The sequence below is a fragment of the Microbulbifer celer genome (assembly GCF_020991125.1).
GTDB classification, from domain to species: domain Bacteria; phylum Pseudomonadota; class Gammaproteobacteria; order Pseudomonadales; family Cellvibrionaceae; genus Microbulbifer; species Microbulbifer celer.
The window spans coordinates 3176650-3201937 of the sequence record NZ_CP087715.1; the positions used below are offsets into that span (position 1 = coordinate 3176650).

The window sequence follows — 25288 nt, forward strand, 5'->3', positions numbered from 1 at the left end:
CGGTCAACAAATACGGCTGAAATTGCATTATGCTGCCGTGTCTGTTGACCGTTTTTTTATTTACGCCTTTATCCATGCCTCTGAATTGAAACCAAGGTAATCCCTGATGAGCACCGGAACAATAAATGATAAAGATCAAACCGTGACGCAGGAAGTGACCATCCAGTCCGAACAACCCGGCGATCAGATAGCACTTTCCTCCCTGCTGGCGCAACAGCGCAAGGCATACCTGGCCGCTCCAAACCCGACCTATGACGAACGGGTCAAAGATCTCAAGTCCCTCGCGCAAATGATCCGCGACCATCAAGACGAGATCGTGCGCGCCGTCAGCGCCGACTACGGCAACCGCTCTCACCACGAGACCCTGTTTGCAGAAATCTTCCCCGCGCTGGACGGTATCAAAGACACCATCAAGCGCCTTAAAAAATGGATGAAGCCACAGCGTCGCCATACCGATTTCACCGCATTCCCTACCTCGTCCAGCAGGGTGATTCCACAACCCTTAGGGGTGATCGGCGTGATCGTCCCATGGAACTTTCCGGTCAATCTATCCTTTGGCCCCCTGATCAATATCTTTGCCGCCGGTAATCGGGCGATGGTGAAAATGTCGGAAAACTCCCGCAACCTCACCGCATTACTGCAACGCATCAGTGGGGACTACTTCCCGCAAGACAAACTGGTATTTATCGAAGAAACCGGCGGTGTGGGGATCGAATTTTCCAAACTGAAATTCGACCATCTGATCTTCACCGGCTCGGGTAACACCGGGCGCAAAGTCATGGCTTCTGCCGCCGCCAATTTGACACCGGTCACACTGGAACTGGGAGGCAAGTCTCCTGCGATTATCGGCCCCGACTTTGATATTGATACCGCCTGCGAGCGTGTACTGTTCTGGAAACTGTTCAATGCCGGACAGATCTGTACCACGGTGGACTACCTGCTGCTGCCAGAAAACAAGGTGGATGCCTTCGTGGAAAAGGCCAGGAAAGTGTTCAAGAAACGCTACCCGGATATCCAGAGCCCGGACTATACGGCAGTGATCGATGAAACTTCCTTTCACCGCTTGTGGAAAACCCTCGATGACGCAATCGCGAAAGGTGCCAATGCCATCGATCTCACCGATGGCCAGGGCAGCCGCGACGACAGCATCCAGAAATTCCCCGCCCACCTGTTGATCAATGTCAGCGAAGAGATGGAAGTCATGCAGCGGGAAGTTTTCGGTCCGTTACTGCCGATCAAGACCTACAAAAACCGTGAAGAAGTGGCCGAGTACATCAACCGCGGCGACCGCCCGCTGGCGATTTATCCGTTTACCAACGATAAAGCGTTGCGCGATTACTATATTGACCATGTGATGTCAGGTGGCGTCAGTGTCAACAATGCCGTGCTGCACGTCGGCCAACACGATATCCCGTTTGGTGGTGTGGGAGAGAGTGGCATGGGCCATTATCACGGTTACGAGGGGTTTATCACTTTTTCCAAGCTGCGCCCGGTGTTCTATCAGGGCCCGCTGGATCCCTTGAAACTGTTGATGCCGCCCTATGGAAAGGTCGCAGACAAAATGATGAAGCTGATGTTGCGTTTGACCAAGTAATTCACTTTTTAACAGAGTCAAATACCCTGATGTTAAGGGCAAGTACTGGGTATGAGTTTTCAGAAGCGTCGGCGACAGGGACGTCGCCGCCGCAGCGTACAGGGATGTATCAACAGCGGTTCTGAAAACTCATACCCAGTACTTGCCCGCCCAGAAGGGTGAAAGAATCGATACCACCGCCCCTCCTCTTCCCTCCCATTAGAAACAAAATTGCGATCAAGCCGTAATATTTGATAGGGTTTTCCCAGAGCCCTGTCATTCTGGCGCTCTTTTTTCTGGACGCCTTACTAAACGCATCCAGTCAAATCGCGGCAATGCAACATTGTCGTGCATCCCGGGCAAAGACGCCCGCTTTCATATCGTGCAATCCAGCTCGGATATATACGGAACACGCGCGATCACAAGGAGAAAAAAATGACTGCACCAAATCGCAGCAGCCTTCACCATTCTGACGCAGAGCAAAAAACAACATACCCGTCGGGCCGCAAACTGTTGGCCAGCGCCATCGCACTGACCGCTACACTCGGTACCGTACCCGCCCTCTCCCAACAATCCGTTCTCGAAGAAGTCACCGTCACCGCACAGAAACGCGAACAGTCCATGCAGGATGTGTCCGTTGCCGTGAGCGCTTTTTCCGGCGACGCCATCGATAAAATGGGATTTGAAGAAGGGCTGGATATCACCCAGCAAGTACCGAATATGAACTTCTTCGCCATCTTCGGCGAAGCCTCCAGCCCCTCCGTCAGCCTGCGCGGCATCAGCCTGGTGAATTTCTCCGACTCCTGGGAATCGCCGGTCTCCATCTATGTAGACGACGTCTACCGCGGCAACCCCGCAGGTTCCGCAATCCAGCTGTTCGACCTGGAGCGGGTGGAAGTCCTGCGCGGCCCACAGGGCACGCTCTACGGCCGCAACACCACCGGTGGCCTGGTGCACTACGTATCCCGCAAACCCACCGATGATTTTGAAGCTTCCGCCAGCGCCAGTTACGGCAGTTATTCCGAGCGGATTATCGAAGGCACCGTCAGTGGCCCGGTGAGCGACGGTATCCGTGGTCGGGTAGCAGTCAAGAGTACCCATAACGATGGCTGGCAAACCAACACCGTTACCGGCGAAAAGCTCAACGATACCGACAGCTTTGGTTACCGCACCCAGCTCGAGTTTGATCTCGCCGACAGCGGCAGCCTGTTGTTGAATGTACACGGTGCCTCTGCCGATCAGAGCTCGGTCGGTTTTGCGCATATGGGTTACCTGGAATACGCCGACCCGGACCCGAATGTCGACGCCGGCGCTCCGACCTGCGGCATTGGCGCGATTCAGTCCGGTCAATGTACCAGTGAAACTTTTAACATGACCGGTGCCGAAGCGGTAAACGGGAAATTCGATCCCGAGCATGTCGCCACCGGTGCCGCCAACGGACTCGGCACCGAAATCGATACCTTCGGCACATCGGCCACTCTGAACTGGGATTTCGACAACTTCAGCCTGACCTCGATCACCGCCTACGAAGAGCTGGACAAGTTCCTGCAGGATGACGGTGATGGCACGGCGGTAATATTTTTTGACGAGCAGTACGGTGTAGATGCCGAGCAATATACGCAGGAGATTCGACTTAACGGTAACACCGAGAAGTCCAACTGGGTAACGGGTTTCTACTACTATAAGGATGACCGCGGACTGACTACGGAAGCACCCACCACCGCAGACTGGGCGGAACAGGGTTTGTGGCACCGGGAAATCGTCACTCTGGACAGCACCTCCTGGGCGCTTTTCGGTCAACTGGAATACGATCTCTCGCAAACCCTCACCCTGGTCAGCGGCCTGCGCTACACCGAGGAAGAGCGCGACTTTTCCCAGGATGCCGGCCCGAGCTTTTACGATGAGATTGACGCCACCGGCGACCTGAGCGATAGCGCTACGACCGGCCGTATCGGCCTCGACTGGCGCCCGGCCCCAGACACCCTCGCCTACGCCAGTTACTCTACCGGCTTCAAAAGTGGCGGCTTCTCCGGTAGCTACAACTCAACGCCGGAAGCAACACTGCCAGTTGGCTCCGAGAGTATCGAAAACTTCGAACTCGGCCTGAAAACCACCCTGGCCGAGGTCTACCGCCTGAACGCCGCCGCCTTCCATTACACCGTGGAAGACTATCAGGCACAGGTGTTCCTCACCGTGGCCGACGGCAGTGTGATCACCAACGCCGGTGACGTCACCGGTACCGGTGCCGAAGTGGAACTGACCGCACCGATCACGGATAATTTCGAAGTGATCGCCGGTGCCGGCTGGCTCGACACCAACTTTGATTCCGAGCAACTGTTCTACGTCGCCGGGGATGCCTACACCCTGAACGGTAACGAACTACCCTCCGCGCCCGGTTTCACCTACAACCTGGTGGCCCGCTATTACCAGAGTCTGGGCGACAGCGGCGAACTGGTATTCCAGGGCGACTACGCCTGGCAGGACGATCACTACCTGCAGGTGGAAAACGATCCCTACTCCAGACAGAGCGCCTACGGCTTGGCAAATGCCAAAGTCGCCTGGCACTCGCCAACCGACACCTACAGCGTAGAAGCCTTCGCCAGAAACCTGGCCAACGAAGAGTACTTCACATACCAGAATACCCTGGGCGCCGACTGGGGCTACGGCGTATGGGGCCAACCCCGCACCGCCGGCCTGCGCTTCAACTACAAAATGTAACCCCGGGACCGCGGAGCTCCAGCTCCGCAATGCGGCGCCAGCCGCCCCCCCAAAAAAACGCCTCAACCGAGGCGTTTTTTCTTCCCATCTCTCACCCTCATAGCTGGTACCTTGCCGCCAGTACACTTGGCTACTGGGTAATGTAAGTGGTCACCACTCCACCCCCTTCCGCGCAGAAACCCCATTCTCAAACGCATGTTTGTGCGACTTCATTTCCGTCACCGTATCTGCGATATCCATCAAATACTGCTTAGCACCGCGTCCGGTAATAATCACGCTCTGCTCTGACGGGCGGTTTTCAATTGCTTGCACCACTTCCATTTTATCCAGCCATTTGTAATTGAGCGCGTAGGTCAGTTCATCCATCACCACCAGATACACGCTCTCATCTGCCAGCGCTGCTTTCAGCTTTTCCCACAATGCTTCCGCCGCAGCCTTGTCCGCTGCAAAATCCTGAGTCTCCCAGGTGAAGTCGGTGCCCATTTCATGCCACTGCAGGGGATATTGATCAGACGGTAACTGGCCGAGCAGGTTTTTCTCCCCGCACTCCCACACACCCTTGATAAATTGGCCCACTACAACTTTGTAGCCATAGCCCAGTGCGCGGGTGACGGTGCCCACGGCGGCGGTGGTTTTCCCCTTGCCGTCACCGGTGTAGACGATGACGATGCCGCGTTCTTCGAGGGCTTTTGCCACACCGGAGTCAACGATTTCCTTGCGGGCCTGCATGCGCTTTTTGTGGCGCTGTTGTTTGCTGTTTTCTGGATTGGTCATGAGTTTTTCTGGCCAGTATCGGGTATGGATGAAATGAGGTGGAAAGGATAACAGAGGGGGTGATGGAAGTAGGAGGAGTGGCAGAAAGTGGGCGGGCCTTGCGGCCCGCTGTGCGGAGCTGGCGCTCCGCGGTCCCAGGGACGGGAATTAGCGCAGGGTGTACTGGATGCCGGCGTAGACGGCGGCGCCGGTGGTGTGGAAGCCGGCGACCTCCTGGTAGTCTTCATCCAACAGGTTTTCACCGCGCAGGGTAAACGCCAGGCGCTCGCTGAAGGCGTATTTGGCATTCAGGTCCAGGCGGTTGTAACTCTGCAGTGCCACTGCTGGCTCCAGATACACGGTGCTGGGGCTGTTGCGGTCTGCCAGGTGGCGCCAGTTACCGGAGATGCTCAGGCGCTCCTCCAGCAGGGTGTAACTGGCGCCCAGGTTGTAGGTGGTTTGCGGCACATTGAGACGTTGCTCACCGGCACTGTCCTCACTGTCGAGCCAGGTACCATTGGCATACCAGCGACCGCGCTCGCCCAGTTTGCCGCTGAGAGAAAGCTCGAGGCCGTCGGAATCACTTTCGCCATCATCCTGTGCATAGGCGCCCCAACCGGTGCCGATACCACTGACATACACGATGGCGTCGGTTACGGTTTGCTGAAAGGCCACCACTTCCAGTTGCAGCAGATCGGCGTAGCGGTATTCCACCCCCAGCTCGTAGCCGCGGCTGGTTTCCGGTCCCAGGGGCGCCACTTCGCTGACCAGGTTGGTGGACACCTCATAGGGGCTGGGGGCACGGAAGCCGGTGCTGGCGCTGGCGCGGTATTTGATCTGCTGGTTGTCGCCGATCAATTGCGGTACCGCAGCGGAGACCCGCCAGCTATCGTGATTTTCATCTTCCAGGCTGTCGTGACGGTAGCCGACGGTGTAGTACACCTTGCTGGCAACATCGCCACGCCATTCACCGTAGACACCGAGGATATCCAGTGACTGGCTATCGCTGACGGACTCAATTTCCTGCTGATCCAGGTCCATGCCCCAGGAAATAGCGCCGGCGTCGAGGTCCAGATTGCCCGCGTAATTCAGTTCATCGATACGGCCTTCCACCGCGTAGCTGCTGACACCCTCGGTGAGGCTGTCCCGTTCCAGTTCCTGGCTGGAGACCGATACGTTGTGCGCGGCGTATGCACCCTTGATGTCCGCTCCCAGCTGGTAGCTGGTCTGTGTGTACAGATCCAGACAATCGTTGGGGTCAACGAGGGCAAAGCAGCTATCGTATTCGGTTTCTGCGTCGATCTGGCGGATCTGGCCATCCACAGAAAAGTTTTCGCTGAACGCGTAACCCAGGCGGGCACTCACGGATCGGTTGTCGTAACCATCGCGCTCACCGGTGGTGTCGGACTCGCGGGTATTGAAACCATCGCTGTCGAGCTGGCTCAGGTTCAATGCGTAGTTCCACCCGGCCTGCTGACCGCGCAGGGCGGCCTGGGCGCGCTGGGTATTGTAACGGCCGGTTTCACCGCTCAACTGTAGCTCCAGCGGCTGTTCGGCGCGCTTGGTGATGATATTGATCACACCGCCGGCACCGGCGCCGTACATCATGCCCTGGGGGCCGCGCAGCACTTCGATGCGCTCCACGTCACTGGCCAGCAGGTGCTGGAACTGGGTAGTGACCTGGGTATTGGTGGGGTCGGCTACGTTGACCCCATCCAGCAGCACCAGGGTGCGCGAACCGGATTCGCCGCGCACATACACGTTACTGACTTTGCCCAGGCCGCCGTTGTTGCTGACGGCGATCCCCGGCAGGGTTTTCACCACGTCCAACAGGGTGCTGTAGCCAAGCTGCTCGATTTCCACGGCGGTGAGCACGGAGACCGATACGCCGCTCTCGGCGCTGGGAATTTCTACCCGGCTGCCGGTCACATTGACCTGTTCGAGCGGATTTTCCGCGGCATAAACGGATTGCGCGGCCAGCGCGATGGCGCCGGCGAGACTGCTGAATAAGAACTTGTGCATGTGAGCCCCAATCTGAAATAAGGATCGATTGAGGGAGGGAAATACAAGGGCGAGAGAAGGATCGACGGGCACAGGTGCCGGCGCCGCAAACAAGCCCAGACAAAGCCCTCCGCTTTATCGTTATTGGTCCAAGCGGAACGTTAGGTAACAGTTCGCATAAACCACTACTGGTCTGCTTGAGGCCGGTATCGGGCTTATCGTTCTCTCAAAGGCGCAGAGGGCGAATCACCGTTGCGGGGGCAGCGCCGGATTCAGACTGTTGTTGTGAACAGCCGTACACCGGACTTCCCGTTTAACCCAGCCAAGCGGGCCGCTTGTGGCGGCGTGTGCTGCTGGGCACCTGAAGCGGGCGCGAGTATAGCGCAATGCGCGGCGGGGCTACAGCAGGTCGCCGGTGACAAACTCCGGGCGGCCATCGCGCCAGCGGAATTCGCTGTGAATGCCGTACACCTCGCCCACACGCTCGCGGGTCAACACATCCGCGGGCGATCCATCGGCACGCAGTCGTCCCGCCTGTAACAGCAGGATACGATCGCAATAGCGGGCGGCGAGTCCGAGGTCATGCAGGGCGAGAATAACGCTCTTGCCGCTGTCCGCCTGTGCACGGAAGGTCTGCATCAACTGCAGCTGGTGACGGATATCCAGTGCTGCGCCGGGCTCATCGGCGATTATCAGTGGTGCGCTTCCCACCAGTAAACGCGCGAGCTGTACCCGGCGCAATTCACCGCCGGATAACTGGGTGACCGGACGTTGCGCCAGTGTATGCGCATCCACTTGCGCCAATGTATCAGCCACCCGCTGCGCTTTTTCAGTTGCGGGAATGGCTCGCCCCCACGGCAACAACCCCAGCGCTACCAGGTCCCGTGCCGCCATCGCCCAGGCGGGCGCTTCCTGCTGTGGCAGATAGGCGAACAGACGGGCGCGTTCGGCAGCGGAAATCGCAGACAATAGATGTTCGCCCAGTTGCACATGGCCGCCCGATGGCGACAGAACGCCGGCAAGACAACTCAACAGGCTGCTCTTGCCGGCACCGTTGGGACCGATCACCGCGGTCAACTCGCCGGGGCTGAATGCACATTCGATATTTTCCAGTACCGCACGCCGGTGGCGCTGCAGTGAGAGGTTGTCGCAGCACAATGTCAGATCGGTGGTATTCACAGTGTCATCCCCCGTCGCGCGCTGACAATCAGCCAGAAAAAGAACGGTGCACCGATAAAAGCGGTAACCGCGCCGATCCGCAATTCCTGTGCACCCACGGTATTGAGTACCAGCACGTCCGCCAACAACAACAACAGCGCCCCGGCGAGTCCACTGGCCCACAGCAACCTGCCCGGATCCTGCCCCACCAGCGGGCGCATCAGGTGCGGTACCACAAGGCCGATAAATCCGATGGTGCCCGCCACCGCCACCGATGCCCCCACGGCAAAGGCGATACCGAACAGTACCAGTAAGGGGTAACGACGGCCGGCGAATCCGAGAGATGCGGCGCTGGCTTCACCGAGAGAAAGTGCCCGCAAGTAATTGCGGGAAAAGAATAGAAACATACCGCCTAGCAGAATAAACGGCAGTGCCAGCAGTACCTGATCCCAGCCGCGGTTGGCCAGAGATCCCAACAGCCAGAACACGATCTCCTGCATCGCAAACATACTCGGCGCATAGTTGAGTGCCAGCGCCATCAGCGCCGACAGAAACGCATTGATCGCCACCCCCGCCAGCACCAGGCGGCTGGCACTGGCGCCGCGCCCGGCCAGCAGCCAGACGCTGCCCACCGCTAACAGCGCGCCGGTAATCGCCATCACCGGCAACACCAGTCCACTGGAAAAAGCACCGTAGTAAAGCACCAGTATCGCCGCCAGCGCCGCGCCGCTGCTCACCCCGAGCAGTGCCGGTTCTGCCAGTGGATTGCGCAACATGCCCTGCATCGCGGCACCGCCGATCCCCAGCGCAGCACCCACCAAAATCGCCAGCGCCGCCCGCGGCAGACGCAATTGCCACAGGATCACCGCATCGCTGCTGTCTCCACGCCAGCCGCTAGTAAAAGCGGCTACAAGATCGATGGCGACCGGGCCACTGGAGAGCGCCGCCAGCAGTGCCAGTGGCAGCGCGACGATCATCAGCCCGAAAATCCATCTATGGTTGCTCGACAAGATCCATTCTCTTCTGTTGCAGTTGTTGCAGGACATCCGCCGCCGCCAGCGCGGGGCAATACCCCAGCTGTGCCGGCAGGCGATACGTGCGTCCGCTTTCGATATAAGTTTTCAGCACCGGGTGCTGTTCCGCCAGATGGGCAATGGCAAAATCCTGCGCCCCGCCGTAGAACACCAGCAGGTCCGGCGCCGCATCGATCACCTGTTCCAGGCTGACACGCCCCAGTTGATTGATGCCCTGCTCGGCGGCGAGATTGGAAAATCCCGCGCGAGTCAGCAGCTGATGCTCCAGCATACCGGAGCCGTAGGTGATGTTGTTGGCGGACAGGATCAGTGCGGTGGGCTTTGTATCCCCCGTACTTTCCGGTTTATTGACCAGCAGTTTTTGCAGGCGGGACTTCTGTTGTTGCAGCGCCGGCAATTGCCCCAGCGCTTTCTCCAGTGCATCCAGCTGTAATTGCAGCTGCTCCAGACTGTAGGCATCGGGAATGCGTACCAGATTAAATCCCAGATCCTCCAACCGCGCCGCCGCGCGCTGCGCGCCGAATTGTCCGGTGAGGATAAGGTCCGGTTTTAACGGCAAAAGTTCTTCCGCCTGTGCGCGGTTGCGGTAGATATGCTCGGGTATCGCGCCATTGCGGTACTGGGGCTGATCGGAAAGCCAGGTGACCGAGACGATATTTTGCGGTGGCAGCCAGGCGAGGAGGATCTGGTCGAGGCACAGGTTGAGAGAGGCAACCCGCTCCGCACCGACAACCGGCCCCGAAAATATCAGGGCCCAAAATGCCATCAACCACAACGGAGATATCCTTCCCTGGCGCGGCATGGTTCAGCTCATATCCAACGCATTCAAGGCTTCGGAAAGGGTTTTCACCGGAATCACCTCCATGCCTTCAATATCCGTTTTCAGGCGATTGGCGGCGGGAACGATGGCTTTGCGGAAGCCGTGTTTGGCGGCCTCTCTGAGGCGTTCCTGGCCGGAGGGGACCGGGCGGATTTCGCCGGCCAAGCCGACTTCACCGAAGATCATCATGTCCCGGTCCAGGGGGCGGTTGCGGAAACTGGACACCACCGCCATCAACAGGGTGAGGTCGGCGCTGGTTTCCATCACTTTTACTCCACCGACCACGTTGATAAACACATCCTGATCGCCAACCAGCACACCGCCGTGGCGGTGCAATACCGCCAGCAGCATATTGAGACGATTCTGATCCAGGCCCACCGCGACCCGGCGCGGATTGCCGAGACTGCTGTCGTCTACCAGGGCCTGCAGCTCCACCAGCAATGGGCGTGTGCCTTCCCAGATGGTGGTGACCACGGAGCCCGCAGCGATCTCGTCGGCGCGCTGCAGGAAAATGGCGGAGGGGTTGGAGACTTCCTTCAGACCCTGCTCGGTCATGGCAAATACCCCCAGCTCGTTGACAGCACCAAAGCGGTTTTTGTGCGCACGCAAGGTGCGGAAGCGGGAGTCGTGGGTGCCTTCGAGCATGATGGAGCAGTCGATAATATGCTCCAGCACTTTGGGGCCGGCGAGGCTGCCGTCTTTGGTGACGTGGCCCACCAGGATCAGCGCGGTACCGGTCTGTTTGGCAAAGCGGGTGAGATACGCGGCGCTCTCGCGCACCTGGGCCACGGAACCCGGTGCGGACTGCACTTCCGCCATGTGCATCACCTGGATGGAGTCCACCACCATCACCCGCGGTTTGACTTCGCCGGCGGTGAGGCAGATCTGCTCGACGTTGGTTTCCGACAGCATCTGCAGGTGGTCGGCCGGCAGACCCAGGCGCTTGGCGCGCATGGCCACCTGTTGCAGGGATTCTTCCCCGGTGATGTACAACGCCGGTTGCGAGCGCGACAGTTCACACAGGGTCTGCAACAGGATGGTGGATTTGCCAGCACCGGGATGCCCGCCGATCAACACCACCGATCCCGGCACCAGCCCGCCACCGAGTACCCGGTCCAGTTCACTGGCATTGGTGGCGATCCGGGGCAGCTCGCTGAGGTCGATCTCGGAGAGCTTCTGCACCTTGCTGGCACCACCGGCAGCGCCGGCGTAACCGGACTGGGCGGCGGTAAAGTTGGCCGCACGGCTATCCGTGTGCGCGGGCCCCAGGCGCACCTCACTGAGGCTGTTCCAGGCCCCACAGGCACCACACTGCCCCGCCCACTTGCTGTAGTCGGCACCACACTCGTTACAGACAAACGCGGTTTTGGATTTCTTGGCCAAGTGATTCCCCGGTATCGGTGCTGAAAATTGAGGTGAAGATTCTACCCTTCCACAGCCACCGGTGAAAATCCGCGGGCACGGCCATGGACCAGCTGGTACAACGCCGGCAGCACTACCAGGGTCAGCAAGGTGGAGGAGATGATTCCCCCGATCACCACCGTCGCCAGCGGCCGCTGCACTTCCGCGCCGGTGCCTGTGTTCAGCGCCATGGGCACAAACCCGAGGCTCGCCACCAGCGCAGTCATCAATACCGGCCGCAGCCGCAACATGGCGCCATCCACAATCGAGGTATACAGCTCACCGCTTTCCCGCCAGCGCTCGCGAATAAATGACAGCATCACCAGGCCGTTCAACACCGCCACCCCGGACAGCGCAATAAAGCCCACCCCGGCGGAAATCGACAGCGGCATGTCACGCAACCACAGTGCCAGTATTCCACCGGTGAGCGCCAGCGGTACACCGGTAAAAATAATCAGCGCATCGCGCAGGGAGCCGAAAGCCAGCAGTAACAGGCACAGGATCATCAACAGCGTCAGTGGGACCACCAGAGACAAGCGCTTGCTGGCAGATTGCAACTGCTCAAAGGTGCCGCCGTAATCCAGCCAGTAGCCCGGTGGCAGGGTCACGTTACTGGAAACAATCTCCCGAATGTCGCTGACAAAGGAGCCCAGATCGCGGCCGCGCACGTTAGCGCTCACCACCACGCGACGCTTGCCGTTTTCCCGGCTGACCTGTCCCGGTACCGGCACCCGCTCCAGCGTCGCCACCTCTTCCAGCGGCACAAAACCCCCACCGGGCAGTGCCACTGGCAGTGACGCGAAGCCGTCGATATTCTGCCGCGCGGTCTCCGGCAACCGCACCACCAATTCGAAACGGCGATCGCCGGCGTAGATCAAACCGGCGGACTGGCCGCCGATAGCGGTGGCAATCAGGTTCTGCAGGGATTCGAGATCCAGGCCGTACTGGGCCAATGCGACCCGTTTGGGCGCGATGGAGAGCACCGGCAGTTCATCCACCTGTTCCATACGCACATCCGCCGCGCCCTCGACAGTGCGCACCTGCTGCACGATGGTGTTCGCCGAGCGACGCAACTGGTCCAGGTCGTCGCCGAAAATTTTGATTGCCAGGTCCGCGCGCACACCAGAGATCAGTTCGTTGAAGCGCATCTGGATCGGCTGGGTAAACTCGTAATTGTTGCCCGGCACATCTTCCACCACGGCTTTCATCTGGCGAACCAGTGCATCCCGGGGCAAGTCGGGATCGGGCCACTGGCTCCTCGGTTTCATCATCACCAGTGTATCCGCCACGTTGGGCGGCATGGGATCGGAGGCGACTTCCGGGGTACCGATGCGGGAAAACACGCGCTCGACCTGCGGCATTTTCAGTATCGCCTTTTCCAGTTCCCGCTGCATACGCACGGACTGTTCAAGGCCGGTGCCCGGCACCCGCATGGCGTGCAGGGCGATATCCCCTTCGTCCAATTGCGGGACAAACTCCGAGCCCATGGTGGTCGCGAGCCAGGCGCATGAAAGTACCAGCAACAGAGCGAACGAAAGCACCAGCCAGCGCAGGTTCAGTGCCGCCAGTAACACCGGGCGATACAGAAGTTTCAGCCCGCGCACCACACCACTTTCCCGCGCAGAAATGGGCCCGCGCAGGAATACCGCCACCGCCGCGGGCACCAGGGTAAAACAGAACACCATCGCCGCCAGCAGGGCCATCACCACCGTGGCCGCCATGGGGTGGAACATCTTGCCTTCCACACCGGTCAACGAAAACAGAGGCACATACACCAGGGTAATGATCAGCACACCGAAGAGACTCGGACGGATCACCTCGTTGGTGGCACTGAACACGACCTCCAACCGCTGACGCAGTGGAATAATGCCATTCTGATGGCGGTGAGATTCCATCGACAGCCGTCGGATGGCGTTCTCCACGATGATCACTGCCCCGTCTACAATCAATCCGAAGTCCAGTGCGCCGAGGCTCATCAGGTTGGCGGAAATACCGGTGCCCACCATGCCGGTCAACGTCGCCAGCATGGCCAGGGGAATGACCGCGGCAGTAATCAGTGCAGCGCGGAAATTCCCCAGCATCAGGAACAGCACTGCAATCACCAGCAGCGCACCTTCCAGCAGGTTTTTCTGCACCGTGGCAATCGCCTTGTCCACCAGGACGGTGCGGTTGTAAACCGGCTCTGCGATAACGCCTTGCGGCAATGAAGCCTGAATGTTTTCCAGCGCCGCGGCGATATCCACCGCGACGGCACGGGAGTTTTCCCCCTCCAGCATCATCGCGGTTCCCAGTACCGTTTCCTCCCCATTCTGGGTAGCCGCGCCGGTGCGCAACTCGCGACCAATGGCCACCGAGGCGATATCCCCCACGGTAACCGGCGCCGCATTCAGGCCTTCGGCCCCGGATTTCGGCATTTTCACCACGACGCTTTCTATATCGGCAATGGTCTGCAGTTGCCCCGGGGAGCGCACCAGTAACTGACTGCCACCACGCTCCACAAAGCCGGCACCGCGGTTTTGATTGTTGCGCTTAAGGGCGGAGACCACATCCTCCATGCTCACACCAAAACTCAGCAGCTTGCGCGGATCCGGCGTCACGTGAAACTGCTTGCGGTAGCCGCCAATGGTATTGACCTCGGTCACCCCCGGAACCAGTGCCAGCTGTGGGCGGATGATCCAGTCCTGAATCTCCCGTAGTGCAATGGTGTCGTAGGGCTGTCCATCCGCCTGGCGCACATCGCTGGATGCAGACACCGTGTACAGGAATATCTCCCCCAGGCCGGTGGCAATGGGCCCCATCTTGGGTTCCAGCCCGGCGGGCAGTGCGGTGCGCACGGAGGCGAGTCGGTTGGCAATCAGGTTGCGCGCGAAATAGAGATCGGTGCCCTCGTGAAAAACCGCGGTCACCTGGGACAAGCCGTAGCGGGAAAGGCTGCGGGTATAGGCAAGTCCGGGCAAACCAGCGAGCGCCGTTTCCACATGGAAGGTCACCCGCTGCTCTGCCTCCAGGGGCGAATAACCCGGCGCTTCGGTATTGATCTGCACCTGTACATTGGTGATGTCCGGCACCGCATCAATGGGCAGCCGCTGATAACTCCACAGGCCGAGGGCGATCAGAAATACACAACTGCAAAGCAGCAGCACCCGGCGCTCAATGGAAAAGCGCAATAAGGACTCAATCATGGGACGACTCCTCAGTGCGCGTGGCCGGCAGCGGATTTTTTCAGATCGGCTTTGAGCAGATAACTGTTCTCCACCACGTAGCGCGCGTCCGTTTCAATCCCCGCATGGATCTCGGTGAACGCCGCCCCCTTTGCACCCAGCTGAACCGGGCGCGCCTCAAAGCGATTGCGGGCGGTCTGCACAAATACCACGGGCTGGCCATCCAGCTCCTGCAGGGCCCGGTTGTCCACGGCTACTTTTACCGGCACCTTCGCCACGATTATCCGACCTTCCACAAAAATCCCGGGTACCCAGCGGTCATCGCTATTATCGACCTGCACGCGGGCGCGTAGATAGGGGGACGACTCATCTCCCGGCACCAGACTGCGCACGGTCCCGTTGTAAGATTGATCCCCTGCACGAATCTGTACCCTCTGGCCTTTTTTAACCGATGCCATACGCGCGGGAAAAACCTGCAGGTCTGCCCACAAGCGCGAAAAGTCCGCGACGGAAAACAGTTTCTGGTTGCTGACAAACTCCCCCGGTCCCGCGTGTTTCGCGGTCACCATGCCGGCAAAGGGAGCGCGCAACTGATATTCCTGCAGGCTTTCATTGGAATGCACTGTCGCCAGAACCTGGCCTTCTTTCACCTCATCACCAATATGCACATTGACCCGGGAAACCACACCGGGATAGCGCGCGCGGATGTGGCTTACCGCCGTTGGCTCCGGCAGCAATCTGCCGTACAACGTCATCTGCTGTACGATTTTTTGTGGGCCGGCCACCGCGGTGGACAACGTTGCTCGACTCTGGGCTTCATCGCTCAATTCGACGATCGAATCCTCATGGTGTTCACCGGAAGCCATTGCCTGGCTGCTGCCCACCAACAACCCCAATATAAAAAACGCCAGCGGGGCGAAAACCCGCAGCGCAAACTGCTTTTCTGTCGCGTTTACAAAATTCATCGTGTTTCTCGTCTTCATTTTTCCACCACCATGACATCCAGCGATGCCGCGGTCAGTTGTTCTATTTCGGCGCGGGCCAACAGCGCATTTTCTGCTTCGCGAATCAACGCACTGCGCGCATCGAGTAACTCTTCACGCGCGGCCACCCACTCCTGATAGCCGTAGCGTCCATTGCGATAAGCCTGTTCGGTTTGCTGCAGTGCGCGCATCAGCGCGGGAATGATTTCTGAGCGCAGACGTCGTACGGCACCGATCGCCTGGGCACGGGTGGAGAAGGCCCGATAAAGCTGGGTACGCAGTTGCAGGTGGGCCGATTGTCGTTCTACGGAAACTCCGTCGAGCTGCGCTTCCGCGGCGCTGATCGCACCGCGGGCCCGCTCGGCGCTGAACAGCGGCAGGCTGACGCCCGCCACCAGAGAGGTGCTATCCACCTCCTGATTTCGGCGCACCCCCAGCGACCAACCGAGATCCGCGCGACTGGCGGTGCGCGCCAGCCGCAGTTGTGCCGCGCGCAGCCGCTCTTCACTGGCGAACCGATTGACTAGTGGCCCGGCGAGCACGCGCTGGAAAAAAGCCTCGAAGTCCCCCTTCGCGCCCACCCGATACAGTGCGCCGCCGTTAACGGAAAAATCTGTGGAAGTGTCTGCCCACATCGCGGCCAGGGCGACGCGATCGGCACGTAACTGCTGTTGCAGCCGCTGCAACCGGATCTGAGCCCGTGCCAGTGCGGCCTCGGCACGCAGTTTTTCCGCCACTGGTGCGCCGCCGGCGGAGACTCGCATGTCGACCGCATTCAATGTATCCATGGCCAGACGCACCGCGTCTTGTGCCATCACCTGCTGCTCGGTGCCAGCGAGTACGCGTACATAGCGTCGCGTCACTTCTCCCAGCAGATCCAGCGCCTGTATCCGACGAGATACCTCCAACAACGCGCGCTCACTGTTGACCGACGCCGTGCGCGCCTCCCGCTTGTCTCCGAACTCAATCACGGAGGAAAGGCCAACGGTCAGCTCGGCATTATCAAAGCCATCACTGCCAGCGAAGTTTTCAAGCTCAGCGTTCAGATTGACAGCCGGATTCAGCGCAGCGGTCTGCGCTCGCCCGTCCAGGACACGCTGCCGGAATTCGAACATACGGAGAGACGGATTGCGCTCCAGAGTACGGCTGAAGGCCTGCTGCAGGGTTAGCACCGGTGCGGGGGGCTCAGCCGCAGCGCTGGACGCGCTGTGGAAAAGTAGTAGCGCCAGGGCACAAAACAGTATTTGGCGCAGCCGGACATACGGGCGCCGCAATACGGGCGCCAAAAGCAATTGCATGGAAAGCTCCTGAATATTCCTGAAGGCGCGGCCGGCTACTCGCGTTTATCAAACAGGCCGCGTGGTGCAGTCAGAAAAATTCAGGCGATGGGAGGGCGAAACAATGCGGAAATATAGCCGTGGGGAAAACCGGAATCTGCCGCTGCGGACCAGTGGTTGCCGGCAAATTTCACCATGGTGAGATGCGCGGACGGCAGACACAAGGATGCACTGTTATGGCAATGACAACAGTGATTACAGTCCTGTGCGATATCTGGATTGGTGTGCTCGCTGGGGGCCAACAGATCGAGCACCACCCGGTCCGGGTGTTCATCGGTTTGGCTGATGCCAGCGGTCTGACGGAGGGATGCAGAATGATTATCGGATACGGATCGATCCAGATGCGGCGTACCGTCGGCAGCATCCTGATGATGGGGTGGTAAATGCTGGGAGGCAACGTCCAGTTCACCGTGTCCGTCATAGCAGGCAGTGACCGATTGCATTGTCAGTAATGCAATCAGCAGATAGCCAAACAGTTTCACGGAACGGGAAGTCAACATGGTATTTCAGACCCGCCATCGGTCGATGAGTTCTTTTTCATTAAAGCAAATCACGACTCGCGATACAAAATTCTAACACCACGTCACCCCCGGGTCTGGCATCCTGACGAACACAAGACACTGGCGGCCCGGCACCGCAGCGTTTAGCATGAGACACAGGCCAGCCATTTTTGAAGTGCTCCATGACATTACCTGCAGTCTGGTTACTCCGCACCGACGATATCCCCCAAGGCACTAGCGCCGCACAGGCGTTGGAATCGATACTCTCCCGTGAAGAACGCGAGCGTCAGGCGCGCTATGCCTCCGACGAATTGCGCCATCAGTTCCTACTGAGCCGGGCGCTATTGCGACGGGTGCTGGGGACAATCAGCAACCGGACGCCGGAGTCACTGACCTTCTCCCGCAACGATGCCGGCAAGCCCCATCTTGCCTCCACTCCCGACCTGCACTTCAGCCTCAGTCACAGCGGCCAGTGGATCGGGCTGGCGGTATCCTGCGAATCCGACATCGGCATCGATATCGAACAACCGCAGAAACCGCGGGACTTTATGCGCATTGCCCGACACTATTTTCACCCCGACGAATGCGCGCTGCTGGAATCCCCGCCGCAGGAGCTGATGCCAGTGCACTTCTATCGTCTGTGGACCATGAAGGAGGCTTTCTTCAAGGCCCGCGGCACCGGTATTTCCGAAGGGTTGTCGCGCATCAACCTGGCAGGGTTTCATCTCGGACGCGGCATCCAGTTCGACAATGACCTCGCGATCCCCGGCAGGCCGTGGCAATTCCACTACGGCATGCTCCGGCTCCCGGATACCACCCAACTGCATCTGGCCGTGGCCGGTACGGATTCCGGTATTGCGGAGATTCGTAAAGAGAACATCCATCGCGGGCTGGACGCCTGAAACCACCACCTAACAGGCGAAGGCTGCCCCGGGGCCGGTTTGCGCGGTGCCGCGTTGGCCCCATCAGGTCTGGTAACTGAACACCGACGGCAGCCGCGCGCTTTACGCACAAGTGCACAGTGCCGCCGAACAGTTCTGAGGAAAAAAGATGAAGCGCCCCAACCTTTGTCACCAAAACATTTCCCGCAGAACATTTGTGACCGGTGCAGCTGCCGGCGCGGCACTCGCGGGGATTTCCGGCGGGGCCGGTGCCCGTGAGCGGCAATCGGTATTGAACGGCGAGGCCGTGCACACCCTGCGTGGGAACCGCTTTGATCTGAATATCGGTTACACGCCGGTGAACTTTACCGGTCGCGACCGCACCGCAGTGACCGTCAACGGCGGGCTGCCCGGGCCGATTCTGCGCTGGAAAGAAGGGGAAACCGTTACCCTGAATGTGGCCAACCACCTGGCCCACGACAGCTCCATACACTGGCACGGCATTATCCTGCCATCGGATATGGACGGCGTACCGGGGCTCAGCTTTGCTGGCATCCAACCGGGGGGCAGCTACCGCTACCAGTTCGAGCTCAATCAGAGCGGCACCTACTGGTACCACAGTCACTCGGATTTCCAGGAGCAACAGGGGCTCTACGGTGCCATCGTTATCGACCCGGCAGAGCCGGACCCGGTGGCGTACGACCGGGATTACGTGGTGCTGCTGTCCGACTGGAGTGACGAGTCGCCCCATGACATCTACGCCAACCTCAAGGCCGAGGGGCACTTCTACAATCGGCGGCGGCGCACCGCCGGCGACCTGTGGGATGAGATCCGCGCAAAGGGCGTGGCACAGACCTGGCGCGACCGCAAAATGTGGAATGAAATGCGCATGTCCGATCGCGATATTTCCGATGTCACCGGGTACACCTACACCTTCCTGATGAATGGCCAGACGCCGGACGCCAACTGGACGGCGCTATTCCAACGCGGAGAAAAAGTCCGCCTGCGCTTTATCAACGCCTCCGCCATGTCCATCTTCGATCTCCGTATTCCTGGATTGAAAATGACCGTGGTCGCCAGCGATGGACAGAATATCGAGCCGGTCAGCGTCGACGAGTTCCGTATCGGCGTGGCGGAAACCTACGATGTCATCGTCGAGCCGGACGGGGACAGTGCCTATACCCTGTTTGCCCAGACCATCGATCGCAGCGGTTTCGCTCGCGGTACCCTGACCCCGGATCCCGCCCTGCAGGCAGCGGTTCCCGCCATGGACTATGCACCGGTACTGACCCATCGAGATATGGGCATGGGACACGGCGCCCATGGGGATGGCGGCAGCCACAAAATGGACGGCATGGATAGCGCTGGCAGCACAGATGGAAGGAAGGATCATAGCCGGCATGCGGGCCACAACATGGAACCCATGGGCGGCATGGATGAGACGGACCACTCCCAGCATAGCGGTATGACCGATAGTGCCCTGCACAACCGCGCATCCGAGCAATACAGCCTCCACGGTGGCCGCCCCGGGCTTGGCGGCATGCAAGGGGTCTGGTTTACCGATGCACTCGGGCGCGCCGGGCACGGCAGCAACAGCTCTATCGTGCACCTGCCGAGCGAGTTCGGATACGGTGTGGACATGCGCTCATCAATGCCGGGCGACGGACTGCACGATCCCGGCATCGGGCTGCGCGATCACGCCAACCGCTACGGACGCCGCGTGCTCACCTATGCAGATATCCGCAACCTCACCCCCACCCGCGATCAGCGCGAGCCCAGCCGAGAGCTGCAACTGCACCTCACCGGCAATATGGAGCGCTATATGTGGTCCATGGACGGCATCAAGTTCGACGATGCGCAGCCGCTGATGCTGAAATTCGGCGAACGCATCCGAATCACCCTGGTGAACGACACCATGATGACGCACCCGATCCACCTGCACGGCATGTGGAGCGAACTGGAAACCGGCGATGGGGATTTTATCCCGCGCAAGCATACGGTCATTGTGCAGCCGGGTTCCAAAATTAGTTATCTGGTTACCGCTGACGCTTACGGCCGCTGGGCCTATCACTGTCACCTGCTGTATCACATGCCGGGTATGTTCAGGGAGGTGCGGGTCGTATGAAAGCGTTGATTCACTGGCAAATGGTGCTTCTGGGCACTGCCCTGCAGGCACAGGCTGCCGTCGCACAACAGGCCACAGTATCGGGTCACCACCATCACGGCCAGGCCGGTACCGCCGCAACCTACGCACCGCCCGCTTCGCCCAACCTGCGACACGCAGCGGACGCGCCAGATCATGTGATGGACCACCAGGTACTGTTCAGCAAAGTAACCATCGACCAGCTGGAGCGACGCCAGCACAACAGCGGTGCCCTGGAAGGTAGCGCGTGGTTCGGCGGCGACAGGGACCGGGTGTGGTTAAAAACGGAAGTGGAACAGGAAGAAGGCGAAACCGAAAAAGCGGAATTACAAGCGCTCTATAGTCGAGCAATCAGTCCGTACTGGAACCTGCAGGCAGGCGTGCGCCACGACTTCGAACGGGAGAGTGACAGCCGCAACTGGGGCATCATTGCCCTCAATGGCCTTGCGCCCTACTTTTTCGAAGTGGACTCGTCCCTGTTTGTGGGAGAGAACGGCGATAGCGCCCTGCGCGTGGAAGCGGAGTACGAGCTGCTACTGACCCAGCGATGGATCCTGACCCCGGAAATGGAAGTGAACTTTTACGGACAGAATCACCGCAACAGCACAACCGGCTCGGGCCTTTCCGACCTGGAAGCGGGGTTGCGGCTGCGCTATGAATTCACGCCCAAATTTGCACCGTATCTTGGTGTGCACTACGAGAAAAAGTTTGGCAACGCGGCGGATTTTGCACGTGAAGAGGGAGATTCTCCCAGCGAGACCACCTGGGTGATCGGACTCCGCACCTGGTTTTAAAATCAGGGCTTTCAAAGGAAACCGGGGCCTGAGCAAAAGAAAGCGCAGCGCCCCGACAATTTGCGACTCATCCGACGACGAGTACACCGCGATACATCTGCATCTGACAGGTAAACGGATATTCGCCCTTTTCCAGTGCGGGTAAACGCAGGTCGGTCACGGCATCTACCGTCAATTGCTGACTGATATCCAGATCCGCAAATACCACATACTCGGCGCAGGGGCTCGGGTCCTCGCGCCGAAAATGCAGGGTGATCGCCTGCCCCGCCGGCACCTCGATACGGTCCGGTTCATAGACACCGTCCCGCACCAGAATCTCCAGGGAGTCCGAATAGTGTTCGCCTTTGCTGCGTCGCCCCGCCAGCCAGAACCACCAAACGATGGCAACAATCAAAACCAGCCCTGCAATATTGATCAGAAGACTCATCACGACTGCCCCTCCCCGATTTTTTTCGGCTGAAAGAAACGCAACCGGTTGGCATTACTCACCACCGTCACCGAGGAAAATGCCATCGCCGCACCGGCGATTACCGGACTCAACAGGGCGCCGGTAAACGGATACAGCACACCCGCGGCAATGGGAATACCCAGAGTGTTATAGATAAAAGCGCCAAACAGGTTCTGCTTGATATTGCGCAGGGTGGCACGGGACAACTCGATCGCATCGGCGACACCGTGCAGGGAGGAGCGCATCAGGGTGACATCGGCAGTTTCGATCGCGACATCGGTGCCGCCGCCAATGGCAAACCCCACATCGGCGCGCGCCAGGGCCGGCGCATCATTGATGCCATCCCCGGCCATACCCACCTTACGCCCATTGTTCTGCAGCTCGGCAATCAGATTTTCTTTATCTTCCGGTTGCAGGTCCGCATGAACCTCGTCGATATTTAACTGGCGCGCCACCGCCTCAGCCGTGGCGCGATTGTCGCCGGTCAGCATCTGCACCTTAAGGCCGTCTTTTTGCAGTCGCGCCACCGCCGCCTTTGCATCCTCGCGGATGGGGTCAGCAACAGCGATAATACCTGCCACCTCTCCGTCGACGACGGCGTACATTGCCGTGCGCCCCTGTTCGGCCAGCGCCTGTACCCGATCGGGCCAGTCGCCCTCCGGGACATTTTCCTTCTGCAGCAGTTTGCGGTTACCCAGCAGCAATGCCCGCCCATCCACATTCCCGCGCACGCCATGCGCGGTGATCGCCTCGAAGTCACTAACCTCGCCCAGCTGCAGCTGTTTTTCCTTTGCCGCATTGACGATCGCCTCTGCCAGCGGGTGTTCCGACCCCGCTTCAAGCGCGGCCAGCAACGCCAGCAACCCGTCCTCTTCGAGATCGGTTTCGATGTCGGTCAGCTTTGGCGCGCCCTCGGTCAGGGTGCCGGTTTTATCCACCACCAGAGTGTCGAGGCCACAGGCCTGCTGAAGCGCTTTGCCATTGCGGATCAGAACACCGTACTCGGCCCCTTTCCCGACACCGACCATGACCGACATCGGGGTAGCAAGCCCCAAGGCACAGGGGCAGGCAATAATCAGCACCGAGGTCAAAACCACCAGCATGTGTGCCGCCTTGGGATCGGGGCCAAAGTTGTACCAGACCAGTGCGGTTATCACTGCAATAATCATCACTGCAGGAACAAAGATTGCGGATATCTGGTCCGCCAGACGGGCAATGGGTACGCGGGAGTTCTGTGCACTGCGCACCATTTCGATAATCTGCGAGAGTCGGGTCTCCGCCCCCACTTTATCTGCGATAAAGATAAGTGTGCCGTTTTTATTCAACGTGCCTGCGGATACACGATCCCCTTCGGCTTTCTCTACCGGTATCGGTTCGCCGGTCAACATGGATTCATCCACCAGGCTACTACCGACCTTGACCACACCATCAACCGGTACTTTTTCTCCGGGGCGCACGCGCATGTGATCGCCGGGCTGGACTTCTTCCAGCGGAATATCCACCTCCTGACCATCACGTAACACACGGGCACTGGTGTCCTGAAGTTCCAGCAGTTTTTCCACTGCCGCGCTGGTTTTACCGCGGGCGCGCACCTCGAGTGCCTGACCCAGGTTTATCAGGCCGATGATCATCGCGCTGGCTTCGAAATATACGTGACGCGCGGCATCCGGCAACCACTGTGGCCCGATAACAACCAACATTGAATAAAGCCAGGCGGAGGCGGTGCCCAGCGCGATCAACGTATCCATATTGGCGCTGTGGTGACGGAATGCTTTCCAGCCGCCGGTATAGAAATGTCCACCACAGAACACCATCACGGCCAGGGTGAGCAACCCCATAGCACCCCATGCCAATTGCTCTGATGGTGAGTCCACGGACATATCACCGGTGATCAGCCCCCAGGCCATCAGCGGAATACCCAGCACCAACGCGATACCGGAACGCCACAGCAATTGATGATAGTGTTTGCGCTCTTCCTGGCGCTGTTGCTCCCTCAATTCACGCTCGCTGGCTCGTATCTCCTCGGCACCGTATCCGGCTTCTTTCACTGCAGCGATACAGGCTCGTACATCTACGTCGCCAGTCACCACTAGTGTTCTATCGGCCAGGTTTATTCGCGCCTCCTGCACGCCTCGTACCGCCTGCAACGCGCCTTCAATTTTGCGCACGCAGCCCGCGCAGGAAACCCCCTCAAGACGAAATCGGTGTTTCGGCAGTTTGTTCTTTTCAGCCACTGTGACCTCCAGCAAGTAAGGTAATAACTTTGATGACAGCCACTTTAAAAGCTTCCCCCCGGGTTAAGGCAACATCGCACCAACATCACATCAACATCGCGCCAGCGGCGAGCCAACACAGCGCCAGCAGGGCCAAGGTGAGCAGAATTTTTTCACTGGGTTTATCCGTATTCAGCCTCGGCAGTCCGCGGATTTTTATCCGCCAGCCAAAAAAGATCAGGCTCAGGATGAGGAACCCTACATTCAGGAGCAGCGTGTAATCGACCTTGAAAAACTCCCGCTCACTCAGACCTTTTCCGCTACTGGCCTCGGGCAGTAAATCCAGTGCAGAAAAGCCGTAGTGCAATAGCAGCGCACTGATCACGAGAATGCACAGAAATACTGACAGAATATACAGCGCCATTTTCCAACCGTAGTACTGGGCCTGAATTCTCAAAACCGGCAGCACCACCAGATCACTAAAAATAAACGCCATGATACCGGCAAACGCAACGCCATTATCGAACAGCACCGCAGCCAGTGGAATATTCCCCATAGATCCAATGAAGGTAAAGAATGCTGCGACCGGCCCTACGACACTTTGCAGCACGACTTGCCAGAAAGCTGGGTCTGACTCCCCCGAACCGACAAATAGCGCCTGAAAAAAAGCTTGAGGCACAAACACCGCGATTATGCCCGCAACAGTGAACCCGATGGTGACGTCTTTCCACACCATTTTCCATTCCATTACGAAGCGTTCGGCTACGCGCTGCCACCCCTCAGTGGAAAGGATCAGTCTCTTCCAGTCCGGCATTTCGTCCTGGGCATCACTATTTTCTGCTTCGCGGGCCTTTTCACGGGCACGCTTTACCAGTGCATCGGGATAACTGGCCTTGACCAGCAGCCACATCAGCAGGATCAGCAGCAGCCCACCAACGTACTCCCCCACCACAAACTGCCAGCCCAGGAACACTGCGATGACGATCCCCAACTCCACCACCAGGTTGGTAGACGCCAGTAGAAATGCGAGGGAGGGAATCAATCCCGCGCCTTTAGCAAAAAGCGCGCGAGTGGTTGCCAGTGCAGCGAAAGAGCAGGAACTTGAGATAAAGCCAAACAGTGCGCCTAACCCCACACTTTTGGCGCCAGTCTCCCCCATACTGCGACGCATGCGCTCCCGGGTCACGAACACCTGAATCATGCTGCTGATCAGATAACCCAGCGCGAATGCCCAGAACGCCATCCAGAAAAGTCCGAGCGTCGTTACCGCCGCTTGATGCCAGTTATCCAGAAAGGATTGCATCGGGTCGCCGTCTCCGTTTGATCACCGAGTAAATAGCTTAGCGAATCGCACCGTTGCCTGTACCCGG

The 25288-nt window shown here is 59.1% G+C and carries 18 protein-coding genes and 1 riboswitch; of the genes, 5 read left to right on the forward strand and 13 right to left on the reverse strand.

What is annotated here, in order from left to right; genetic code table 11:
• Positions 1–106 precede the first annotated feature (106 nt).
• Together LPW13_RS13140 and LPW13_RS13145 are read left to right on the forward strand one after the other, a co-directional pair.
• Complete coding sequence (locus tag LPW13_RS13140) at positions 107–1594, forward strand: coniferyl aldehyde dehydrogenase (RefSeq protein ID WP_230436030.1); 1488 nt, start codon at positions 107–109, stop codon at positions 1592–1594.
• A 492-nt stretch (positions 1595–2086) separates the two neighbouring features.
• On the forward strand, positions 2087–4291 hold the full coding sequence (locus LPW13_RS13145) for a TonB-dependent receptor (RefSeq protein WP_230436032.1): 2205 nt from the start codon (positions 2087–2089) through the stop codon (positions 4289–4291).
• Positions 4292–4441: 150 nt separating this feature from the next.
• On the opposite strand, the gene cobO is transcribed toward LPW13_RS13145, so the two are convergent.
• From cobO to LPW13_RS13195, 10 genes are all read right to left on the reverse strand, one after another.
• The gene (gene cobO, locus LPW13_RS13150; protein WP_230436033.1) at positions 4442–5065 is read right to left on the reverse strand and encodes a cob(I)yrinic acid a,c-diamide adenosyltransferase; all 624 of its coding nucleotides are present in this window, start codon (positions 5063–5065) and stop codon (positions 4442–4444) included.
• A gap of 147 nt (positions 5066–5212) precedes the next feature.
• Positions 5213–7066 (reverse strand): TonB-dependent receptor plug domain-containing protein, encoded by a 1854-nt coding sequence (locus tag LPW13_RS13155; protein ID WP_230436035.1) that lies wholly within the window; start codon positions 7064–7066, stop codon positions 5213–5215.
• Between the two features lie 163 nt (positions 7067–7229).
• Positions 7230–7425, reverse strand: a riboswitch (cobalamin riboswitch).
• 19 nt (positions 7426–7444) lie between these two features.
• Positions 7445–8224, reverse strand: coding sequence for an ABC transporter ATP-binding protein (locus LPW13_RS13160; protein ID WP_230436037.1), 780 nt, complete (start codon positions 8222–8224; stop codon positions 7445–7447).
• The gene (locus LPW13_RS13165) at positions 8221–9213 is read right to left on the reverse strand and encodes a FecCD family ABC transporter permease (RefSeq protein ID WP_230436039.1); all 993 of its coding nucleotides are present in this window, start codon (positions 9211–9213) and stop codon (positions 8221–8223) included. Before LPW13_RS13165 ends, LPW13_RS13160 begins: the two co-directional genes overlap by 4 nt.
• Positions 9197–10003 (reverse strand): ABC transporter substrate-binding protein, encoded by an 807-nt coding sequence (locus tag LPW13_RS13170; RefSeq protein ID WP_230436040.1) that lies wholly within the window; start codon positions 10001–10003, stop codon positions 9197–9199. The genes LPW13_RS13165 and LPW13_RS13170 overlap by 17 nt, the downstream gene beginning before the upstream one ends.
• A 39-nt stretch (positions 10004–10042) precedes the next feature.
• Positions 10043–11440, reverse strand: coding sequence for a DNA repair protein RadA (gene radA, locus LPW13_RS13175; protein WP_230436042.1), 1398 nt, complete (start codon positions 11438–11440; stop codon positions 10043–10045).
• Positions 11441–11481: 41 nt separating this feature from the next.
• Entirely contained in the window at positions 11482–14640 is a 3159-nt protein-coding gene (locus LPW13_RS13180) for an efflux RND transporter permease subunit (RefSeq protein WP_230436044.1), read from the reverse strand.
• 11 nt (positions 14641–14651) lie between these two features.
• Positions 14652–15584 carry an efflux RND transporter periplasmic adaptor subunit gene (locus tag LPW13_RS13185; protein ID WP_230436046.1) on the reverse strand — a complete coding sequence of 311 codons (933 nt, stop codon included), beginning with the start codon at positions 15582–15584 and terminating at the stop codon, positions 14652–14654.
• A gap of 14 nt (positions 15585–15598) precedes the next feature.
• On the reverse strand, positions 15599–16900 hold the full coding sequence (locus LPW13_RS13190) for a TolC family protein (RefSeq protein ID WP_230436048.1): 1302 nt from the start codon (positions 16898–16900) through the stop codon (positions 15599–15601).
• Between the two features lie 80 nt (positions 16901–16980).
• Positions 16981–17439, reverse strand: a complete 459-nt coding sequence (locus tag LPW13_RS13195) for a hypothetical protein (RefSeq protein WP_230436050.1) — start codon at positions 17437–17439, stop codon at positions 16981–16983.
• Between the two features lie 182 nt (positions 17440–17621).
• On the opposite strand from LPW13_RS13195, the gene LPW13_RS13200 reads away from it, so the two are divergent.
• The 3 genes from LPW13_RS13200 to LPW13_RS13210 all read left to right on the forward strand — a co-directional run bounded on the left by LPW13_RS13200 (position 17622) and on the right by LPW13_RS13210 (position 21257).
• Complete coding sequence (locus LPW13_RS13200; RefSeq protein ID WP_230436052.1) at positions 17622–18341, forward strand: 4'-phosphopantetheinyl transferase family protein; 720 nt, start codon at positions 17622–17624, stop codon at positions 18339–18341.
• A gap of 148 nt (positions 18342–18489) precedes the next feature.
• Positions 18490–20445 (forward strand): copper resistance system multicopper oxidase, encoded by a 1956-nt coding sequence (locus LPW13_RS13205; RefSeq protein WP_230436054.1) that lies wholly within the window; start codon positions 18490–18492, stop codon positions 20443–20445.
• Positions 20442–21257: a copper resistance protein B gene (locus LPW13_RS13210; protein WP_230436056.1), complete on the forward strand. Its 816-nt coding sequence runs from the start codon at positions 20442–20444 to the stop codon at positions 21255–21257. Before LPW13_RS13205 ends, LPW13_RS13210 begins: the two co-directional genes overlap by 4 nt.
• Positions 21258–21324: 67 nt before the next feature.
• On the opposite strand, the gene LPW13_RS13215 is transcribed toward LPW13_RS13210, so the two are convergent.
• From LPW13_RS13215 to LPW13_RS13225, 3 genes are all read right to left on the reverse strand, one after another.
• The gene (locus LPW13_RS13215) at positions 21325–21684 is read right to left on the reverse strand and encodes a cupredoxin domain-containing protein (protein WP_230439198.1); all 360 of its coding nucleotides are present in this window, start codon (positions 21682–21684) and stop codon (positions 21325–21327) included.
• Entirely contained in the window at positions 21684–23939 is a 2256-nt protein-coding gene (locus LPW13_RS13220; RefSeq protein WP_230436058.1) for a heavy metal translocating P-type ATPase, read from the reverse strand. The genes LPW13_RS13215 and LPW13_RS13220 overlap by 1 nt, the downstream gene beginning before the upstream one ends.
• A gap of 85 nt (positions 23940–24024) precedes the next feature.
• On the reverse strand, positions 24025–25221 hold the full coding sequence (locus tag LPW13_RS13225; RefSeq protein WP_230436060.1) for a permease: 1197 nt from the start codon (positions 25219–25221) through the stop codon (positions 24025–24027).
• Positions 25222–25288: the final 67 nt, after the last annotated feature.

Bases quoted from the DNA above. Each gene is read 5' to 3' on its own strand.
- LPW13_RS13155 (WP_230436035.1), bottom strand. From the start codon at position 7,066: ATGCACAAGTTCTTATTCAGCAGTCTCGCCGGCGCCATCGCGCTGGCC.
- LPW13_RS13170 (WP_230436040.1), bottom strand. From the start codon at position 10,003: ATGGCATTTTGGGCCCTGATATTTTCGGGGCCGGTTGTCGGTGCGGAG.
- LPW13_RS13200 (WP_230436052.1), top strand. From the start codon at position 17,622: ATGACATTACCTGCAGTCTGGTTACTCCGCACCGACGATATCCCCCAA.
- LPW13_RS13205 (WP_230436054.1), top strand. From the start codon at position 18,490: ATGAAGCGCCCCAACCTTTGTCACCAAAACATTTCCCGCAGAACATTT.
- LPW13_RS13180 (WP_230436044.1), bottom strand. From the start codon at position 14,640: ATGATTGAGTCCTTATTGCGCTTTTCCATTGAGCGCCGGGTGCTGCTG.
- LPW13_RS13190 (WP_230436048.1), bottom strand. From the start codon at position 16,900: ATGCAATTGCTTTTGGCGCCCGTATTGCGGCGCCCGTATGTCCGGCTG.
- LPW13_RS13225 (WP_230436060.1), bottom strand. From the start codon at position 25,221: ATGCAATCCTTTCTGGATAACTGGCATCAAGCGGCGGTAACGACGCTC.
- cobO (WP_230436033.1), bottom strand. From the start codon at position 5,065: ATGACCAATCCAGAAAACAGCAAACAACAGCGCCACAAAAAGCGCATG.
- LPW13_RS13215 (WP_230439198.1), bottom strand. From the start codon at position 21,684: ATGAGTCTTCTGATCAATATTGCAGGGCTGGTTTTGATTGTTGCCATC.
- LPW13_RS13140 (WP_230436030.1), top strand. From the start codon at position 107: ATGAGCACCGGAACAATAAATGATAAAGATCAAACCGTGACGCAGGAA.
- LPW13_RS13195 (WP_230436050.1), bottom strand. From the start codon at position 17,439: ATGTTGACTTCCCGTTCCGTGAAACTGTTTGGCTATCTGCTGATTGCA.
- LPW13_RS13185 (WP_230436046.1), bottom strand. From the start codon at position 15,584: ATGAATTTTGTAAACGCGACAGAAAAGCAGTTTGCGCTGCGGGTTTTC.
- LPW13_RS13210 (WP_230436056.1), top strand. From the start codon at position 20,442: ATGAAAGCGTTGATTCACTGGCAAATGGTGCTTCTGGGCACTGCCCTG.